Annotated in this window: 15 protein-coding genes; 4 read left to right on the top strand and 11 right to left on the bottom strand. The window is 70.1% G+C overall.

Features of this window, described 5'->3' with window-relative positions:
• Window position 1 precedes the first annotated feature (1 nt).
• The 3 genes from MRBLWH3_RS10035 to MRBLWH3_RS10025 form a co-directional block, all read right to left on the bottom strand.
• Entirely contained in the window at window positions 2-652 is a 651-nt protein-coding gene (locus MRBLWH3_RS10035; protein WP_363431240.1) for an FMN reductase, read from the bottom strand.
• 1 nt (window position 653) lies between these two features.
• Window positions 654-1,853 (bottom strand): LLM class flavin-dependent oxidoreductase, encoded by a 1,200-nt coding sequence (locus tag MRBLWH3_RS10030; protein WP_363435439.1) that lies wholly within the window; start codon window positions 1,851-1,853, stop codon window positions 654-656.
• 196 nt (window positions 1,854-2,049) lie between these two features.
• Complete coding sequence (locus MRBLWH3_RS10025) at window positions 2,050-2,931, bottom strand: alpha/beta fold hydrolase (RefSeq protein ID WP_363431238.1); 882 nt, start codon at window positions 2,929-2,931, stop codon at window positions 2,050-2,052.
• A gap of 273 nt (window positions 2,932-3,204) precedes the next feature.
• Between MRBLWH3_RS10025 and MRBLWH3_RS10020 the strand changes: the two genes are divergently transcribed.
• Entirely contained in the window at window positions 3,205-4,386 is a 1,182-nt protein-coding gene (locus MRBLWH3_RS10020; RefSeq protein WP_363431236.1) for an acyltransferase family protein, read from the top strand.
• Window positions 4,387-4,436: 50 nt separating this feature from the next.
• On the opposite strand, the gene MRBLWH3_RS10015 is transcribed toward MRBLWH3_RS10020, so the two are convergent.
• The 5 genes from MRBLWH3_RS10015 to MRBLWH3_RS09995 form a co-directional block, all read right to left on the bottom strand.
• Window positions 4,437-5,285, bottom strand: a complete 849-nt coding sequence (locus MRBLWH3_RS10015; RefSeq protein ID WP_363431233.1) for an SDR family oxidoreductase — start codon at window positions 5,283-5,285, stop codon at window positions 4,437-4,439.
• 59 nt (window positions 5,286-5,344) lie between these two features.
• Window positions 5,345-6,652 carry an iron uptake transporter deferrochelatase/peroxidase subunit gene (gene efeB / locus MRBLWH3_RS10010; protein WP_363431230.1) on the bottom strand — a complete coding sequence of 436 codons (1,308 nt, stop codon included), beginning with the start codon at window positions 6,650-6,652 and terminating at the stop codon, window positions 5,345-5,347.
• 31 nt (window positions 6,653-6,683) lie between these two features.
• On the bottom strand, window positions 6,684-7,913 hold the full coding sequence (efeO, locus tag MRBLWH3_RS10005; protein WP_363431227.1) for an iron uptake system protein EfeO: 1,230 nt from the start codon (window positions 7,911-7,913) through the stop codon (window positions 6,684-6,686).
• Window positions 7,910-8,923, bottom strand: coding sequence for an iron uptake transporter permease EfeU (gene efeU, locus MRBLWH3_RS10000; RefSeq protein ID WP_363431225.1), 1,014 nt, complete (start codon window positions 8,921-8,923; stop codon window positions 7,910-7,912). The genes efeO and efeU overlap by 4 nt, the downstream gene beginning before the upstream one ends.
• Before the next feature lie 165 nt (window positions 8,924-9,088).
• Window positions 9,089-10,039, bottom strand: a complete 951-nt coding sequence (locus tag MRBLWH3_RS09995) for a helix-turn-helix transcriptional regulator (RefSeq protein WP_363431222.1) — start codon at window positions 10,037-10,039, stop codon at window positions 9,089-9,091.
• A 70-nt stretch (window positions 10,040-10,109) separates the two neighbouring features.
• Between MRBLWH3_RS09995 and MRBLWH3_RS09990 the strand changes: the two genes are divergently transcribed.
• Both MRBLWH3_RS09990 and MRBLWH3_RS09985 read left to right on the top strand, forming a co-directional pair.
• Window positions 10,110-11,252, top strand: coding sequence for an epoxide hydrolase family protein (locus tag MRBLWH3_RS09990; protein ID WP_363431219.1), 1,143 nt, complete (start codon window positions 10,110-10,112; stop codon window positions 11,250-11,252).
• A 97-nt stretch (window positions 11,253-11,349) separates the two neighbouring features.
• Window positions 11,350-12,372, top strand: a complete 1,023-nt coding sequence (locus MRBLWH3_RS09985) for an isopenicillin N synthase family dioxygenase (RefSeq protein ID WP_363431216.1) — start codon at window positions 11,350-11,352, stop codon at window positions 12,370-12,372.
• Between the two features lie 194 nt (window positions 12,373-12,566).
• On the opposite strand, the gene rpsO is transcribed toward MRBLWH3_RS09985, so the two are convergent.
• Window positions 12,567-12,836: a 30S ribosomal protein S15 gene (rpsO, locus tag MRBLWH3_RS09980; RefSeq protein WP_005048780.1), complete on the bottom strand. Its 270-nt coding sequence runs from the start codon at window positions 12,834-12,836 to the stop codon at window positions 12,567-12,569.
• A 210-nt stretch (window positions 12,837-13,046) separates the two neighbouring features.
• Here rpsO and MRBLWH3_RS09975 point away from each other — a divergent pair, with 210 nt between their 5' ends.
• The gene (locus MRBLWH3_RS09975) at window positions 13,047-14,000 is read left to right on the top strand and encodes a DMT family transporter (RefSeq protein WP_414685348.1); all 954 of its coding nucleotides are present in this window, start codon (window positions 13,047-13,049) and stop codon (window positions 13,998-14,000) included.
• A gap of 102 nt (window positions 14,001-14,102) precedes the next feature.
• On the opposite strand, the gene MRBLWH3_RS09970 is transcribed toward MRBLWH3_RS09975, so the two are convergent.
• A complete protein-coding gene (locus MRBLWH3_RS09970; protein ID WP_159845091.1) occupies window positions 14,103-14,471 on the bottom strand; it encodes an FKBP-type peptidyl-prolyl cis-trans isomerase in 369 nt (122 codons plus the stop codon).
• 197 nt (window positions 14,472-14,668) lie between these two features.
• Window positions 14,669-15,895 (bottom strand): PrsW family intramembrane metalloprotease, encoded by a 1,227-nt coding sequence (locus MRBLWH3_RS09965; protein WP_363431212.1) that lies wholly within the window; start codon window positions 15,893-15,895, stop codon window positions 14,669-14,671.
• Between the last annotated feature and the right edge of the window lie 65 nt (window positions 15,896-15,960).

Raw genomic sequence — 15,960 nt, 5'->3', positions numbered from 1 at the left:
GCTACTCCCCCGCGAGACCGCCGAGCAGATGGCCGAACGAGCGACCCTCGCCGAGGTAGTTGGCGGGGTCGAACGGGTCGGCGTCGGAGGCCGGCTCCCGACGCGCGATGGCGTCGGCGAGCTCCCGGGCACCGCGGTCGATGCGCTCACCCAGCGGGGCGACGTTGTCGGCCGACGCACCCCAGTCGCTCGACGCCGCGAACACACCGGTCGACACGGGCTCTGCGTGCAGGTACGTGAACAGCGGCCGGATCGCGTAGTCGATCGCCAGCGAGTGGCGAGCGGTGCCCGCGTTCGCGCCGATCAGCACCGGCTTCCCGGTGAGGGCCTCGGGGTCCAGCACGTCGACGAACGACTTGAAGAGGCCCGAGTAGCTGGTCGAGAAGATCGGCGTGACGGCGATGACGGCGTCGGCCGATACCACCGCGTTGATCATTGATTCGAGCGCCGGCGGGGCGAATCCGGTGAGGAGGTTGTTCGTGATGTCGTGCGCGTAGTCGCGCAGCTCGAACACGTCGACCTCGATCTCGATGCCGCGTTCCGACAGCTGCTTCACCGTTGCGGCGGCGAGCCGGTCGGCGAGCATGCGGGTCGACGACGGGTTCGAAAGTCCGGCTGAGATCACCGCGATGCGGCGTGCGGAGTTCGTCATGTCACGCCTCCTTCCGGCCGAGGCCGAACGCGGCGCCGGCCGGGGCCGGGCTGTCCTGGTACGGGCTGGCGCCCACGAGGTTGTCGCCCCGGTTCGCACCCGGGATGGCCTGCCGCGGCGCCTCGTCACCGTACTTGGCGGCCACGAGGTTCGTATGGGTGGGTGCGTCGGGCACCTCCGCGGGGCGGTTCTTCTGCAGCTCCTTGCGCAGCACCGGAACCACCTCGCCGCCCAGGATGTCGAGCTGCTCGAGCACGGTCTTCAGCGGCAGGCCGGCGTGATCGATGAGGAACAGCTGGCGCTGGTAATCACCGTACGTCTCGCGCATCGCCGCGTAGCGGTCGATCACCTGCTGCGGCGAGCCCACCGTGAGCGGCGTCATCTCGCTGAAGTCCTCGAGCGACGGGCCGTGGCCGTAGACCGGGGCGTTGTCGAAGTACGGGCGGAACCGCGTCACCGCGTCCTGCGAGTTCGCCGCCATGAACACCTGGCCACCCAGGCCCACGATCGCCTGCTCGGGCGTGCCGTGCCCGTAGTGCGCGTAGCGCTGACGGTACAGCTGGATCAGGCGCTGGTAGTGCTCCTTCGGCCAGAAGATGTTGTTCGCGAAGAACCCGTCGCCGTAGTACGCGGCCTGCTCGGCGATCTCGGGGGTGCGGATCGACCCGTGCCACACGAAGGGCGCCACGCCGTCCAGCGGACGGGGTGTGGAGGTGAAGCCCTGCAGCGGCGTGCGGAACTGCCCCTCCCAGTCCACGACGTCCTCCCGCCAGAGGCGGTGCAGAAGATTGTAGTTCTCGATCGCCAACGGCAGGCCCTGGCGGATGTCCTTGCCGAACCACGGGTACACCGGGCCGGTGTTGCCACGACCCAGCATCAGGTCGGTGCGACCGCCCGACACGTGCTGCAGCATCGCATAGTCCTCGGCGATCTTCACCGGGTCGTTCGTGGTGATCAAGGTCGTCGCGGTCGACAGGATGAGACGCTCGGTCCGCGCCGCGATGTACGCGAGTGTCGTCGTGGGCGACGAGGACCAGAACGGCGGGTTGTGGTGCTCACCGAGGGCGAAGACGTCCAGGCCCACCTCCTCGGCATGCTGGGCGATCCGCAGGGTCGCCTGAATCCTCTCCGCCTCACTGGGTGTCGTCCCGTCCGTCGGGTCCTCGGTGATGTCGCTCACCGTGAAGATGCCGAACTGCATCCCCGCCCACGTGGTGCTCTCGCTCACGATCGCTTCTCCGCTCCTTCGCCGTGCGGGTTCTCCGTCGTGCGAATCCATGCAAATGAATGTATCTCGTGCAACGTGTGCGCACCAAGAATATTCCGGGCCGATTCGAAACGGATGCCGCGCGGCACGAGGGGGCGGACGGATGCCGCGGCCCGCGGCATCCGTCCCCTCATCGCGTGTCGGCGAAGAGCTGCAGCATGTCGCGCGCGAGCTGGTGCGGTGCGGTCTCACAGGGCGCGTGTCCGGTGGAGTAGGTCGCGACGCGGGCGCCGATGCGCGCCGCGTAGGCGTCGTGCTGCGCCTGCGGCCAGAGGTCGTGGTCGCCGACGGCGATGAGCTTCGGGATGTCGATCGCCGCCACGGCGTCGGCGACGTCGGGCGTCGTCATCATGAGGCCGACGACGTCGTCGATGCAGGCGCGCCCCGTCACACCGAGCCGCTCGCGCACGAAGGCGATGCGCCCCGGCGGCGTGCGATTGAGGTTGTACCGGATGCCCCACAGGATGAGCCCGGCGGCGCGGTGCGCAGACATGTCGGAGATCGGCCCGATGTGCTTGACGCCGCGGAACACCTGTCCCGTCGCGGGCGGCGCGGCCATCAATGTGAGGCTGCGGAACAGGTCGGGTCGCGCGGCGAGCGCGAGCTCGGTCACGAGGCCCGCGAAGCTGTAGCCGAGGACGTGCGCCGAGCCGGCGTCCTCGAGGATCGCGACGAGGTCGTCGACGAACAGCGGGTAGTCGTAGGAATCCCGTGGCGGGTCGAGATGCTGCGGTCCGGCCCCGGCCGACTCGTAGTGGCCGGCGATGTCGTACGACTCGACACGGTACCCGGCCGCCGCGAGCAGCGGGAACAGCAAGACGAAGTCCTCCTTGGATCCCGCAACCCCGGGCACGAGCACGACCCGCGGCGCGTCGGGGTCGCCAAGCCGCACGCGCGCGAGACCGCCGCTCGGGGCCGAGAAGACGTCGCGCTCGGTGCCCGCCGGGAAGACATGCCAGTCGAGGTCGGGGATGGCCTGGTCGCGCTCGAGCGCGTCATCGATCGTCGTCATCGCGCCTGAGAGACTACCGCCGGGGACGGCCGTCGAGCTCGTCCTGACGCGGCGCGTAGTCGATGTGCCCCCCCGGTCTGCGTCGAACGCGTGCACGGGCCGCCGCTGCGACCATGCCGAGCGGCCCGCGCTATGCCGGATCGGCCGGTTCGGGCACAGCCTCCCGGTCGGCACGCTCGCACTCAGACTCAGGCAGCGTGGGACTCGGTGTCAACCGACAGCGCGGCGGGGCGCACGCGGCTAGTCTGGTCTGCGCCCCGGCGAGAGGTGACGATGACCGGCAGCAGCGTTCCGCCCACGGCGACCACCCCCACCCCGACGGGTTCCATCGCCCGTCCGCGGCGGCGCACGCCGTTCTGGGACAACGCGCGCTTCGCGTGCATCGTGTTCGTCGTGCTCGGCCACGCCGTGCAGCGTCTGACGTACGACTCCGACATCGCGCTGGGGCTGTACCTGGTGATCTACGCATTCCACATGCCGGCGTTCGCGATCATCTCGGGCTACTTCTCGAAGTCGGATGCCCCGACCAAGACACAGATGGCACGCGTGATCACCGACATCCTGGTGCCGTACATCGTGTTCGAGGGACTGTGGACCCTGACCAAGTGGCTGGTCGAAGGACAGGCGAACCCGAACATCACTCAGCCCTCGTGGACCCTCTGGTTCCTGCTCGCGCTCGGCATCTTCCGGCTCGTGCTCCCCTACCTGGCGCTGCTGCGCTGGCCGCTGCTGTGGACGGTCGTGATCTCGATCAGCGCCGGCTACCTGCCCAACATCGGCTCGACGTTCTCGTTGTCGCGCACCCTCGGCCTGCTGCCGTTCTTCACCCTCGGCTGGTGGCTGCACGAGCACGATATCGTCGCCCGTCTTCGGCTGCTCGACCGCCGGCCCTGGTGGGTGCTCGCCGGCGGCCTCGGGCTCTTCGCCGTCGCCGGCTGGGCGGCGTGGTTCTTCGTCGACGACTGGCGCGCGATGAACCTCCGCGAGTGGCTGTTCTACGACGAGAACTATGCCTCGATCGGCGGCACGCAGTGGTGGGCGGGGGGCGTGCGCCTCGCGCTGATGGTCGTCGCCGTCGTGCTGTCGACCGCGTTCTTCGCGCTCGTGCCGCGCGAGACCCACTGGTGGACGCACTTCGGCCAGTACACGATGTACGTCTACCTGCTGCACTCCTTCGTGCTGTACCCGTTCCGCGAGAACGGCCTGCTGCGCAACGCCGAGCCGACGTGGCTCTGGCTGCCGCTCGTGACCGTCGGGTCGGTGCTCATCGCGCTGGGACTGGCGACGAAGCCTGTGCGCCGCATCCTCCGCCCGCTGGTCGAACCGCGGCCGACGTGGCTGTTCGCCGATCCCACCCTCGCGCGCCGCGAGGGGCGGCGCAACGACCCGACCGGATCGCGGCGGCCGCGAGAACGACCGCGGATGCCCCGGCCCGATCCGCGCCAGAACGGCTGACCCGATCCGGAACCCGTGGACATCAGGAGGTCGTGCAGGGCCGTCCGGTCTCAGGGTCGCGGCGAGGGGAACTGCGTGCGCAGCACGCGCTCGAACGCCCGCTCCGGGAGGGCACGGCGAAGCGCCAGCATCATCGTCGCCGACGGCGCGACCCGGTACCGGGCGCGCGGCCGCGGCGACTCGACCGCGCGCACGACGCGCTGCGCGACATCGCGGGGCGAACACGCGAGGCGGGCGCGCGGTCCCGCATCCCAGGTCAATGTCAGCTCGGCCACGCGGGCGGTGAAGTCCGCCCACTGCGGGTCGTCGATGGCGTCCTCGCTGCGCCGTGCAGCGGTGTGGCCGAAACCCGTCGTCACCATGCCCGGCGCGATGAGCGACATCTGTATGCCGAACGGCCTGAGTTCGTAGCGGAGGGCATCGCTGAACGCCTCGAGCGCGTGCTTGGTGGCGGCGTACGAGCCCATGCCGGGCATGATCCAGCGGCCGTTCATCGAGCCGATGTTCACGATGCGCCCGGCGCCGCGGCCGCGCATGCCGGGGACGACGAGCTGCGTGAGGCTCAGCATGCCGAACACGTTGGTCGCGAACATCCGCTCGACGTGCGCCACCGGCATGGCCGCCGTCGCCCCGAGCTCGCTGATGCCCGCATTGTTGACCAGCGCCCCGATCGCGCCCTCGGCCGCGACGACCGCGTCGACGGCGGCGGCGCGCGAGGCCTCGTCGGTGACGTCGAGCTCGAGGAGGCGGCATCCGTGCCGCTCGAGATCCGCGACCGCGTCGAGGCGCCGCGCCGTCGCGTAGACACGCCAGCCGCGCAGGGCGAGGACGGACGCCGTCTGGCGGCCGATGCCGGTGGAACAGCCGGTCACGAGCACGCTGCGTGGAGGACGCGTCATTCGTCCAGCACACCGGACGAACCGCGCGGATGCAACGGGTGCGCGGCGTCGACCTCCGGTCACGCCAAGAGGGCTGCTCCCACGTACGAGCCCGGTTGCACGCCACCCGGGACCGCCCACAGGCCGGACCCGACGTGGCGGATGTACTCGTTCATGGTGTCGGTCGAGAGCGATCGCTGCAGCCGGACGAACTGGTCGGGTGAACGCTGGAACGACAGGAAGAACAGCCCGGCGTCGAGGCGGCCGAGCGCGTTGTTGCCGTCGACGAAGTTGTATCCGCGGCGGAGGATCCGCGTGCCGTCGTTGAGCTCCGGGTGCGCGAGGCGCACGTGGCTGGTGAGCGATATCGCCGGCTGGCCGTCGGCACCCCTCGCCGCGAAGTCGGGCTCGGTGAACTCGTCACCGCCCGAGAGCGGTGAGCCGGCGCCCTTGGACCGGCCGATGATCGACTCCTGCTCCGAGAGGCGCACACGATCCCACGTCTCGATGAGCATGGCGATCTTGCGCGCCACGAGATACGAGCCGCCCGCCATCCACGCCGGCTCGTCGGATGCCGCGACCCAGACGTGGCCGTCAAGCGCCCCGTCGTCGGTGGCGAGGATGTTCGCAGTGCCGTCCTTGAACCCGAACAGGTTGCGCGGGGTCGCCTGCGAGGCCGTGGTGCGGGAAGTGCGCCCGAATCCCAGCTGCGACCAGCGCAGCCGCGCGCGCCCGAACGCGATGCGGCTGAGGTTGCGGATCGCGTGCACGGCCACCTGCGGGTCGTCGGCGCACGCCTGAATGCACAGATCGCCGCCCGACAACGCCGGGTCGAGGTCGTCGCCGAGGAAGGGCGGCAGCTTCTCGAGCTGAGCCGGGCGCTGCGCGGCGAGGCCGTAGCGGTCGCCCTCGTCGTTCAGAAAGAGTGTCGGACCGAAGCCGAAGGTGAGCGTGAGCCCGCTCGCCGCAAGGCCGAGTGCCTCCCCGGTGTCGTCCGGCGGCGCCTCCGGAGATCCGCCGACCGCCCCGGTCGCGCTGACGTCGAGTCCCTTCGTCATGCGCGCCGCAGCGTACGACCAGTCCTGCAGCAGCGCGATGAGATCGTCGCGGTCGGTGCGGGCCATCATGTCGAACGATGCGAAATGCATGTGGTCCTGGACGGGCGTCGTGATGCCGGCCTGATGGGGACCGTAGAAGTCGTAGACGGATGCCGCGGCGTCCTGCTCGCGCGCACGGCCGACCGCCGCACCGGCCGTCGAACCGGCACCGGCGCCGATCGCCAGGCCGGCAGCGCCCGCACCCAGGGCGAGCCCGAGCACCCCGCGGCGAGACAGGCCGGAGGACGCGGGCGGCACCGCCTCCGCCGACGCGGAGAGAGTGCCGTTCACGGCATTCGAAGAGTCCGACGGAGCGGCCACGTCAGGCCAGGACCGTATTCGTGAGCTGAGCGAGCGGCTCGGCGAGGGCGTTGATCAGGTCGGTGAGCTCGCGCTTGTCGTCATCGCTGAGCTGGCTGTACGCCACGAAGCCCGCCGAGAGCGAGCCGTACTGCGCGAGCGCGCCCTCGAGGTCGGCATATCCGCCGTCGATCTCGGCCGCGAGGGCCTCGCCGTCGGCACCCTGCGACACGGCGAAGTCGCGCACCAGCGAGAATGCCATCTTCGAGCCCTCGACGTTGGCGGCGAAGTCCGAAAGGTCGGTGCCCGACCACCAGTCCTCCTCGCCCTGGATCTTGCCGGTGGCGACCTCGTCGAGGAGCGCGATCGCGCCGTTGGAGATGCCGGCGATGCCCTGCGCGTCCAGCGATGCCTGGAAGTCGTCCGAGTGCACGTAGTCGTACAGCTCCTGGACGTCGGCGATGAGCTGATCGCCGAACGCTGCGCGCTCCTCGGTCGTCGAAGGAGCCCAGTCCTGCCACGCGGGCGTCTCACCGTCGGCGTTGAGCGCGTCGGCCGCCGGCACCCAGAGGTCCTTCTCGATGCGGTGGAAGCCGGTCCAGTCCAGCTCCTCGGCGACGGCGTCCACCTCGCGGTAGTCGATGCGCGGATCGAGGTCGCCCAGCGCCTCGGCGACCGGCTCGATGCGCTCGTAGTAGGCGCGCACCGCGGGGAACTGCATGCGCGCGGCCTCGTCGTCGCCCGACTCGTACGAGCCGACGAACTCCGACACGGCGGGCGCGAGCTGTCCGACCTGGTCCTTGACGAACGCGGCGTAGAGGTCCACGGCATGCTGCTTCTGCTCGGCGTCCTCGCCGGAGAGTTCGACGGCCTCGCCCGACACGGTGAAGGCGGCGCGGCCGACTCCGTCACCGATCATGCCCGGCTTGCACAGGGTGTAGTAGTCGCCCGGCTGCGCAACCACCGTGAGGGTGCGCGACGCTCCGGGCGCGATGTTCTCGACCTCGCCGACGATCCGCAGGCCGTCGTCAGCGAGCAGGTAGAACTCGGTGACGTCCTCACCGTCGTTGCTGACGTCGAACGTCAGCGTGCCGCTGGTCGCTGAGGCGCCCGAGACGTCGCAGCCGGCGGCCGTCGACGACACGGTCAGGGCGTCCGAGGCCGCGACGTCGCTCTTGGCGACGCAGCCGGACAGGACGAGTCCGCCGACGCCGGCGACGGCGAGGGCCGAGATGAGACGACGGGAGGTCATGCTTCTCCTTGCGGGGACGGGACGGGAGAGGATTCGGGAAGAACAGATGCGCCCGCGGCCCGGACGGAAGCGGGCTGGACCGTCGATGAGGAGCGGACGGATGCCGCTTCCTGCACGGCTGGTGCGACCGCGGGTCTTCGTGGCGCGAACTGACCGCGCGTCCACACCGCACCGACGATCGCGGCGTAGAGGACCCAGGCCAGGACCTGGAGCCACGACATCTGCGGCATGAAGCCGATGGTCGCCTGCAGCACCGTCGCCAGGATGGAACCGGGCGGGATGGCGGCCGTGACATCGAACGCCCAGCCGAAGGGGAAGGCGGCCCAGCCGACCAGCACGGCGCCGGTGGCCGGGTCGACGGGAGCGGCGGCGGTGAAAGGGCCGGGCAGGACGCCGGCCTCCTGGAGGTCGTGGATCGCGTACGCGAGCACGCCCGCGGCGACGATGATGAGGAAGGCGCCGGTCCAGGTGAAGAAGCGGCGCAGGTCGAGGCGCAGCATCCCGCGCGCGAGCAGCCACCCGAGCACGACGGCCGCCGCGAGTCCGAGCAGCGCTCCGGCGAGTGCCGCCGGCGCGTCCCCGAAGGACTGCACCATCGACCACAGCAGGAGCGTCGTCTCCACGCCCTCGCGGGCGACCGAGACGAACCCGATGGCCACGAGAGCCCACAGGCCCCCCACCGCCAGCGCACGGTCGAGCCCGCTTTCGAGGGACCGCTTGAGGGTGCGCGCGGTGCGCTGCATCCAGAAGATCATCCACGTCACCATGGCGACGGTGACCAGCGACAGCGTGCCGCCGAGGATCTCCTGCCCCTCGAAGGTCAAGGTGTACGCGCCGAACGTGAGCGCCGCGCCGATGGCGACGGCGAGCGCGATGGCCAGACCGATCCCCGCCCAGAGTCGCGGCAGCACATCGCGGCGGTCGAGGCGGGTGACGTACGCGATCAGGATGCCGACGACGAGCGCGGCTTCGAGGCCTTCACGCAGGCCGATGAGGAAGGTGGCGAGCAACGGGATTCCCAAGATGGTGCGGACGACTCGGCGCTCCGTTGCACCTCGGCACTCCTCGGATCCCGTGCGCGGGGTATGAAACGTAAGGTGAGCCTTACCTTCGACGGTACCCGACGTGATATCGGGTTGTCCATTCGATGACGCCCGGGTCGGCGATCGCGAGCGCTAGCCTGCCGCTCGCGCATAGCGTTCGGACAGACGGAGCAGATGAGGCACGAGCTCGGCCGGCGAGTCGACAGTGAAGTCCATGCCCAGCATGCCGATGTAAGCCGCGATCGTCTCCAGGCTGTCGGCTCCGGTGACGAGCACGGATGTCGTGCGGTCGACCGCCTCCACCACCCCGACCGTCGGGTTGATGCGGGCGATCACGTCCTCCGCGGGAGCCGCGATGCGCAGACGCGCGTGCACGCTCCAGCCCCCCGCGGCGATCGACCGCAGCGCGAAGGAGGTGAAGTCGCCTCCGGGGACGGGCACCGGCTCGAAGCGGCGCCTGGTGGCCATGCGCGGCCGGATCCAGTCGAGACGGAACGTCTCCCATTCCCCGGTGTCGGGGTCCCGGGCGACGAGGTACCATCGGCGCTGCCAGCTGAGCAGCCGGTACGGCTCTACGCGCCGCGGCGCACCGCGATCGTCGAAGCGGAGCCATTCGCCCGCATGCACGGCTTGGGCCACGGCGCTCAGCACCCGCGGATCGACCTCGGGATCCGGCGCATCCGTGCCGACGTTCTCGGGACCAGCGTCGACCGTCGCGGCGACGGCGTCGACGGTCGGGCGCAGGCGCTCCGGCAGCACCTGCAGCAGCTTCGCGAGCGCGCGCGCCCCCGCCTCGTCGACCCCGGCCACGCCGCGCGTCACGCGCAGTCCGATCGCGACCGCGACGGCCTCGTCATCGTCGAGCAGCAGCGGTGGCAACTTGCCTCCGGCCGCCAGGCGGTAGGAGCCCGCACGCCCGCGCTCGGCCTCCACCGGGTAGCCGAGTGCGCGGAGGCGCTCGATGTCGTTGCGAATCGTCCGCACGGAGACGTCGAGGCGAACCGCCAGCTCCGGCCCCGGCCAGCGCGGCCGGCTCTGCAGCAGCGCCAGGAGCGCCAGCATTCGCGCCGAGGTGTCGGCCATCGCACCTCGATCCGGAAGCATTCGAATATCAGGAAGATAATGTGCCTGTTTCGACCGTAGCGTCGAAGACATGAACACCGCAACCACCGCAGCCCCCGGCATCCGTCCCTTCCGCATCGACATCGAGCAGTCCGCTCTCGACGATCTCGCCGTGCGCCTCGCCCGCACGCGCCTCCCCCAGCCGGCGCCCGCCGACAGCTGGGAGTCGGGCACACCCAACGCCTACCTCGCGGATGCGATCGCGCGCTGGCGCGACGGCTTCGACTGGCGCGCAGCGGAGGCCCGCATGAACGAGTTCCCGCACTTCACCACCGACATCGAGGGGCAGACGATTCATTTCGTGCACGTCCGCTCGCCGCACGAGGGGGCGACGCCGCTGCTTCTCGCCCACACGTATCCGGGCTCGTTCGTCGACTATCTCGACATGATCGGGCCCCTCGTCGATCCCGTCGCGCACGGCGGGCGTGCCGAGGACGCATTCGATGTGGTCGTGCCCGACGCACCGGGCTTCGGCTTCAGCCAGCCTGTCGCCGACAGCGGCTGGACCACCGCCCGCGTCGCCGCAGCGTACGACACCCTCATGCGGCGCCTGGGGTACGACTCGTACGGCATCCACGGCAGCGACAACGGCGCGATGGTCGCCCGGGAACTCGGGCTCCTCGACCCCGAGGGCTTCCTCGGGCTGCACGTGCTGCAGCTCTTCTCGTTCCCCTCGGGCGACCCGGCCGAGTTCGAGAGCCTCACGCCGCAGGACTACGCCGGGCTCGAGCACATGCAGTGGTTCCAGTCGGTCGGCGCATACAACACGATGAACGCGGCCCGCCCGCAGACGATCGCCGCCGCACTGTCGGACTCCCCCGTCGGGCACCTCGCCTACGCCGAGCTCTTCAACTCGTTCGGCAACGGCACGAGCCTGGTGCCGCTGGACGCGATCCTCACCGAGGTGAGCGTCGCGTGGTTCGCCAACGCCTCGGCCGGCATGAGCCGCGCGTACCGCGACAACGCACGGGCGGATGGCGAGCCGCGCGTGAGCGATGCCCGCACCGGCGTCGCGGTGTTCAAGGACGACTTCCAGACGATCAAGGTGTTCGCCGAGCGCGACAACACGAACATCGTGCACTGGAGCCGCTTCGAGCGCGGCGGCCACTATGCCGCGCTCGAAGTGCCGGAGCTGGTCGTCGGCGACATCCGGGCGTTCTTCGCCCGCGCCTGAGGCGACTCGCAGCCGGGGCCGCGGACACTCCCGCGGCCCCGGCTTAACCGTGCGCAACAATCGGGCGGATGCTGCGGCAGCCGCCTACTCTCGCAGCATGACCGACCTCAACCTGCCGATCCTCGACCTCTCCCGGCTCGACGCTGGCCCGGAGGCCGCCGCGCAGTTCCGCGACGACCTGCGCGCCGCGACCCACGATGTCGGATTCTTCTACCTGACGGGCACGGGGGTGTCCCCCGAGCTCGAGGCGCGTCTGCACCAGGTCGCGCGCGACTTCTTCGCCCTGCCCGAGGCCGACAAGCTCGCGATCGAGAACATCAACAGCCCGCATTTCCGCGGCTACACGCGCATCGGCGGCGAGCGCACGCAGGGCAGGGTCGACTGGCGCGAGCAGATCGACATCGGCCCCGAGCGCGAGGCGATCGCCGACGCCGACGCCCCCGACTTCGCGCGGCTCATCGGCCCGAACCTGTGGCCTGAGGCCCAGCCGGAGCTCCGGGAGGTCGTCTCGGAATGGCATGACCATCTGTCGGGTGTCGCGCGCAAGCTGCTGCGCGCGTGGGCACTATCGCTCGGCGCCGCCGAGAACTACTTCGACGAGCACTTCGGCGAGCCCTCGACGCTCGTCAAGATCGTCCGCTACCCCGGCAAGGAGGACCCGACGCCGCAGCAGGGCGTCGGCGCCCACAAGGACTCCGGCGTGCTGACGCTGCTGTGGGTCGAGCCCGGAAAGGGAGGACTGCAGGTCGAGCGCGAAGGTCGGTGGGTGGACGCCCCGCCGGTGCCGGGCGCCTTCGTCGTCAACATCGGCGAGCTGCTCGAGTACGCGACGCAGGGCTACCTCATCGCGACGAAGCATCGCGTCATCTCGCCGCGCTACCCCGACGACCGCATCTCGGTGCCGTTCTTCTTCAACCCCGCCCTCGACAAGCGCCTCCCGCTCATCGAGCTGCCCGACGAGCTCGCGGCGCAGGCGCGCGGCGTCACGCAGGATCCGTCCAACCCGATCCATGCGCTGTACGGCGAGAACGCGCTCAAGTCGCGCCTTCGCGCGCACCCCGACGTCGCCGAGATCCACCACGCGGATCTCGTCGCGGCGCGGGCGGAAGCATCCGCCTGACCGGATGCACCACCCCGGCGGGGCCGCACGGGGGTCGCCGCCGCAACGGTGGCCCGCCCAGCGTCGAAACATGGCATGTGCCCCTCGGCTTCGCCGGTACCGCAGCATCCGCTCGCCGAGAAAGGTGAAGGCCTCCCCACACCGTGGGGAGGCCTTCCAAGAATGTTTTGCGCGATTGAACGCTGGCCGATGCCTTATCGACGGAGACCGAGGCGCTCGATGAGCGAGCGGTAACGGTTGATGTCGATGTCCTGCAGGTAGCCCAGCAGGCGGCGGCGCTGACCGACGAGCAGGAACAGACCACGACGCGAGTGGTGGTCGTGCTTGTGCTCCTTGAGGTGCTCGGTGAGGTCCTTGATGCGCTGCGTCAGCATCGCGACCTGCACCTCGGGGGATCCGGTGTCACCGGGGTGCGTCGCGTACTCTTCGATGATCGCCTTCTTGACGTCTGCTTCCAGTGCCATAGGTGATCCCCTCTCTGCTTGTTGCGCGGTGCCCGTCACCCGATGTGCGAGCTCTCTTTCTCCGCGGCCGATCCAACGGCAACCTGAAGAGTCTACCAGCGAACGGATGCTGCGGCGAAACCGTAGCGGGACCGCCGCACATCGGCGGATTTCGGACGTCGCATCCCGTCCCGGGCTGCGCCGTAGGCGGGCGAGCGTACCGTGGCCTGCGTGACATCGACTCGAACTCCTCCCCCGGCCGTGCGGGCAGAAGGGCAGCCCTCCCCGCGCTGGATCACGGTGCAGTTCGTGCTCGCGGGGATCGTGTGGGGTGCGAGCTTCCTCTTCATGAAGGTCTCGCTCACCGGCATCTCGCCCGCGCAGGTCGCGTGGACCCGCATCCTCCTCGGAGCCCTCACGCTCGGCGCCCTCGTTCTCCTGCGGCGCGAGCACCTGACCCGCAGCCTCAAGGCGTGGGCGCACCTCACCGTGCTGGGACTCACGTTCTGCGTCATCCCGTTCCTGCTGTTCTCGTGGGCGCAGCAGCATGTCAGCTCGGGCGTCGCGAGCATCTTCAACGCGACCACCCCGATCATGACCGCGATCATGGCGTGGCTCGTCTTCCGCGTCGAGCGTCTGAAGGCGCTGCAGGTCCTGGGGATCGGCGTCGGCATCCTGGGTGTCGTCGTGATCATCGCTCCGTGGCAGGGCATCGCCCTGGACGGCAGCCTCGCCGCTGAGCTCGCCATCCTCGGCGCGACCGCGAGCTACGGCTTCAGCTTCGCCTACATGCGGCGCTTCGTCTCGAACACCGGGATGTCGGCGCTGGCGTTCACCTTCGGCTACATCGCGATGGCGGGCGTCGTGATGGCGCTGCTGACGCCGTTCCTCGTGCTCACGCCGGTGCGCCTCGACATTCCGATCGTGGTGAGCCTGCTGCTGCTCGGATGTCTCGGCACCGGCATCGCGTACGTGTGGAACCAGAACACGGTGCGTGCGTGGGGGCCGACTCGCGCCTCGACCGTGACCTACATCACTCCGGTGGTCGGGGTGATCCTCGGCATCGCGATCCTCGGCGAGACGGTGACGTGGAACGAGCCGATCGGCGCTCTCGTCGTGTTCCTCGGCATCCTGCTCGCTCAGGACCGGCTGCGCCGCCGGCCTCGGGCCGTTCCACTACCGTGAGTGCAAATCACTGGGGAACCCCTGGGGACGACGGAGGGGACGGATGCCGCAGCATCCGTCCCCTCCGGACGATCGAGGCGTCGCGATCAGGCTTCGACCCGCTCAGCCGACCTTGATGAGGTCGATGACGAAGATCAGCGTCTTGCCGCCGAGGAAGTGGCCACCGGCCGGGCCATAGGCGAGGTGCGGCGGGATCACGAGCTCGCGACGACCGCCCTCCTTCATGCCCGGAATGCCGTCCTGCCAGCCCTGGATGAGGCCACGGAGCGGGAACTGGATGCTCTCGCCGCGGTTCCACGATGAGTCGAACTCCTCGCCGGACTCGTACTCGACGCCCACGTAGTGGACGGTCACGGTGTCGCCGGGCTTCGCCTCGGCGCCCTCGCCCACGACGATGTCGCGGACGACCAGGTCGGCCGGCGCCGGGCCGGCGGGTGCGTCGATCTCGGGCTTGGTGCGGTCGTCAGTCATGCGTCCATCCAACCACCCGGAGCGCGGGCGCGCCGATCGAGTTCGCCGTCAGGGGAACCGCCGGGCTTCTCTTGACACCCGCGCAGCCCTCCCTGCATGCTGGGGAAGGACCAACTCAGCGCTCGGTTGACACGCAGGCATCGCCGCGGCACCGAGCGCTGAGTCTTGGTATGTGCGGGTAGCACCGCCGCTCGGGGCTACGGCGCGAACATCGCCGCACGGGTCGCCGCGGTCTTCGCCAGCAGGTCCCGCTCTTCCGCCGCGGCCTGCGGGTCGCGCCCCGTGATCGCCCGCTGACGGGTCGCTGCCAGGGCCGCAGCATCCGCGATGAAGGTCTTCATGAGCGTCGTGCGGTCTCCTCGCAGAGTCCGTGCCCACGCGAGCGCGGCCTTGCGTCCGGCGGAGGTCGCGAGCATCTCGACCTCCTGCGGCGTGAACCATCCGGCGGCGGCGTACTCGCCCAGTCGGCGCCGGGTGAGCCGCGACTCCTCCCGTCGGAGCGCGACGATCCCGAGGATGAATCCGATGAACAGCGGCACCTGCAGCGTCAGGTAGAGGAAGAAGAAGTCGCCGAACATCGCCGACCCGTTCCAGAACGCGTGCAGCGCGATGGCACCGGCGAGCCCGAGCAGTCCGGGCCCGATCGCCTGCCCGGCCGAAAGACCCCGCCGCGCGGCGAGACCGAGAGCGAAGCCGGTGACGCTCGTGAACATGACGTGCGCGAACGGCGACAGGATGCCGCGCAGGAAGAACGTCGTGGTCGTCTCGGCCGCGCCACCCTCGATGAAGCTCACGGCGAAGTACTGGATGTTCTCGGTGAAAGCGAATCCGGCGCCCACGAGTGCGCCGTAGACGATGCCGTCGACCGGGCCGTCGAACGCGCGCCGGGCCGTCGCGAAGATGAGGAAGACGCCGAGCCCCTTCGCGAACTCCTCGACGACCGGGGCCTGAACGACGGTCTGCAGCACCTCGCGAGCCCCGGTGGCCGGCCCGAAGACCATCGACAGCAGCAGGTCGACGCCGAGCGTGATGGCGACGGCGGCGATCGCCCCCCACGCGATCGCGAGAACGAGCAGTCCGCGGGGCTCGGGTTCCCAGCGATCGACGATCCGCACCGCGAGCAGCACTCCCACGAGCGGCACGACGGCGAGCACCATCCCGATGAGCGACGCCGCCGGGCCGAGCGCGTTGAGGAAGTACGCCACCAGCACGATCAGAGCGAGCACCAGGACGCCGATGATCCAGATCGACCCGCTGCGTCCGCGGCGCGATGCGGCGGCGGCGGGGAGCTGCACGGGGGCGGGCGAGGTCGCGGGCGGCGTTATCGCCGCGGGCGCGGCGACGCGCGGCTGCGCGAGCGCGGAGGCGAACTCGGGCGGCGTGAGCGAGGGCCGGGGACGGGAGGCACCGGGGTCGAGCGTCATGCGCACAGCCTATGGGTGCAGAACCCTCACCCGTCATGCGGGCTGTGGACGGCCCGCTCGCGCAG

Source organism: Microbacterium sp. LWH3-1.2, assembly GCF_040675855.1.
Classification (GTDB): Bacteria; Actinomycetota; Actinomycetes; order Actinomycetales; family Microbacteriaceae; genus Microbacterium.
This window is presented reverse-complemented; position numbering and strand designations above follow the sequence as displayed.

Coding starts and splice junctions, on each gene's coding strand:
- MRBLWH3_RS10035 (WP_363431240.1), bottom strand. CDS start 652: ATGACGAACTCCGCACGCCGCATCGCGGTGATCTCAGCCGGACTTTCG.
- MRBLWH3_RS10030 (WP_363435439.1), bottom strand. CDS start 1,853: ATGCAGTTCGGCATCTTCACGGTGAGCGACATCACCGAGGACCCGACG.
- MRBLWH3_RS10025 (WP_363431238.1), bottom strand. CDS start 2,931: ATGACGACGATCGATGACGCGCTCGAGCGCGACCAGGCCATCCCCGAC.
- MRBLWH3_RS10020 (WP_363431236.1), top strand. CDS start 3,205: ATGACCGGCAGCAGCGTTCCGCCCACGGCGACCACCCCCACCCCGACG.
- MRBLWH3_RS10015 (WP_363431233.1), bottom strand. CDS start 5,285: ATGACGCGTCCTCCACGCAGCGTGCTCGTGACCGGCTGTTCCACCGGC.
- efeO (WP_363431227.1), bottom strand. CDS start 7,913: ATGACCTCCCGTCGTCTCATCTCGGCCCTCGCCGTCGCCGGCGTCGGC.
- MRBLWH3_RS09995 (WP_363431222.1), bottom strand. CDS start 10,039: ATGGCCGACACCTCGGCGCGAATGCTGGCGCTCCTGGCGCTGCTGCAG.
- MRBLWH3_RS09990 (WP_363431219.1), top strand. CDS start 10,110: ATGAACACCGCAACCACCGCAGCCCCCGGCATCCGTCCCTTCCGCATC.
- MRBLWH3_RS09985 (WP_363431216.1), top strand. CDS start 11,350: ATGACCGACCTCAACCTGCCGATCCTCGACCTCTCCCGGCTCGACGCT.
- rpsO (WP_005048780.1), bottom strand. CDS start 12,836: ATGGCACTGGAAGCAGACGTCAAGAAGGCGATCATCGAAGAGTACGCG.
- MRBLWH3_RS09970 (WP_159845091.1), bottom strand. CDS start 14,471: ATGACTGACGACCGCACCAAGCCCGAGATCGACGCACCCGCCGGCCCG.
- MRBLWH3_RS09965 (WP_363431212.1), bottom strand. CDS start 15,895: ATGACGCTCGACCCCGGTGCCTCCCGTCCCCGGCCCTCGCTCACGCCG.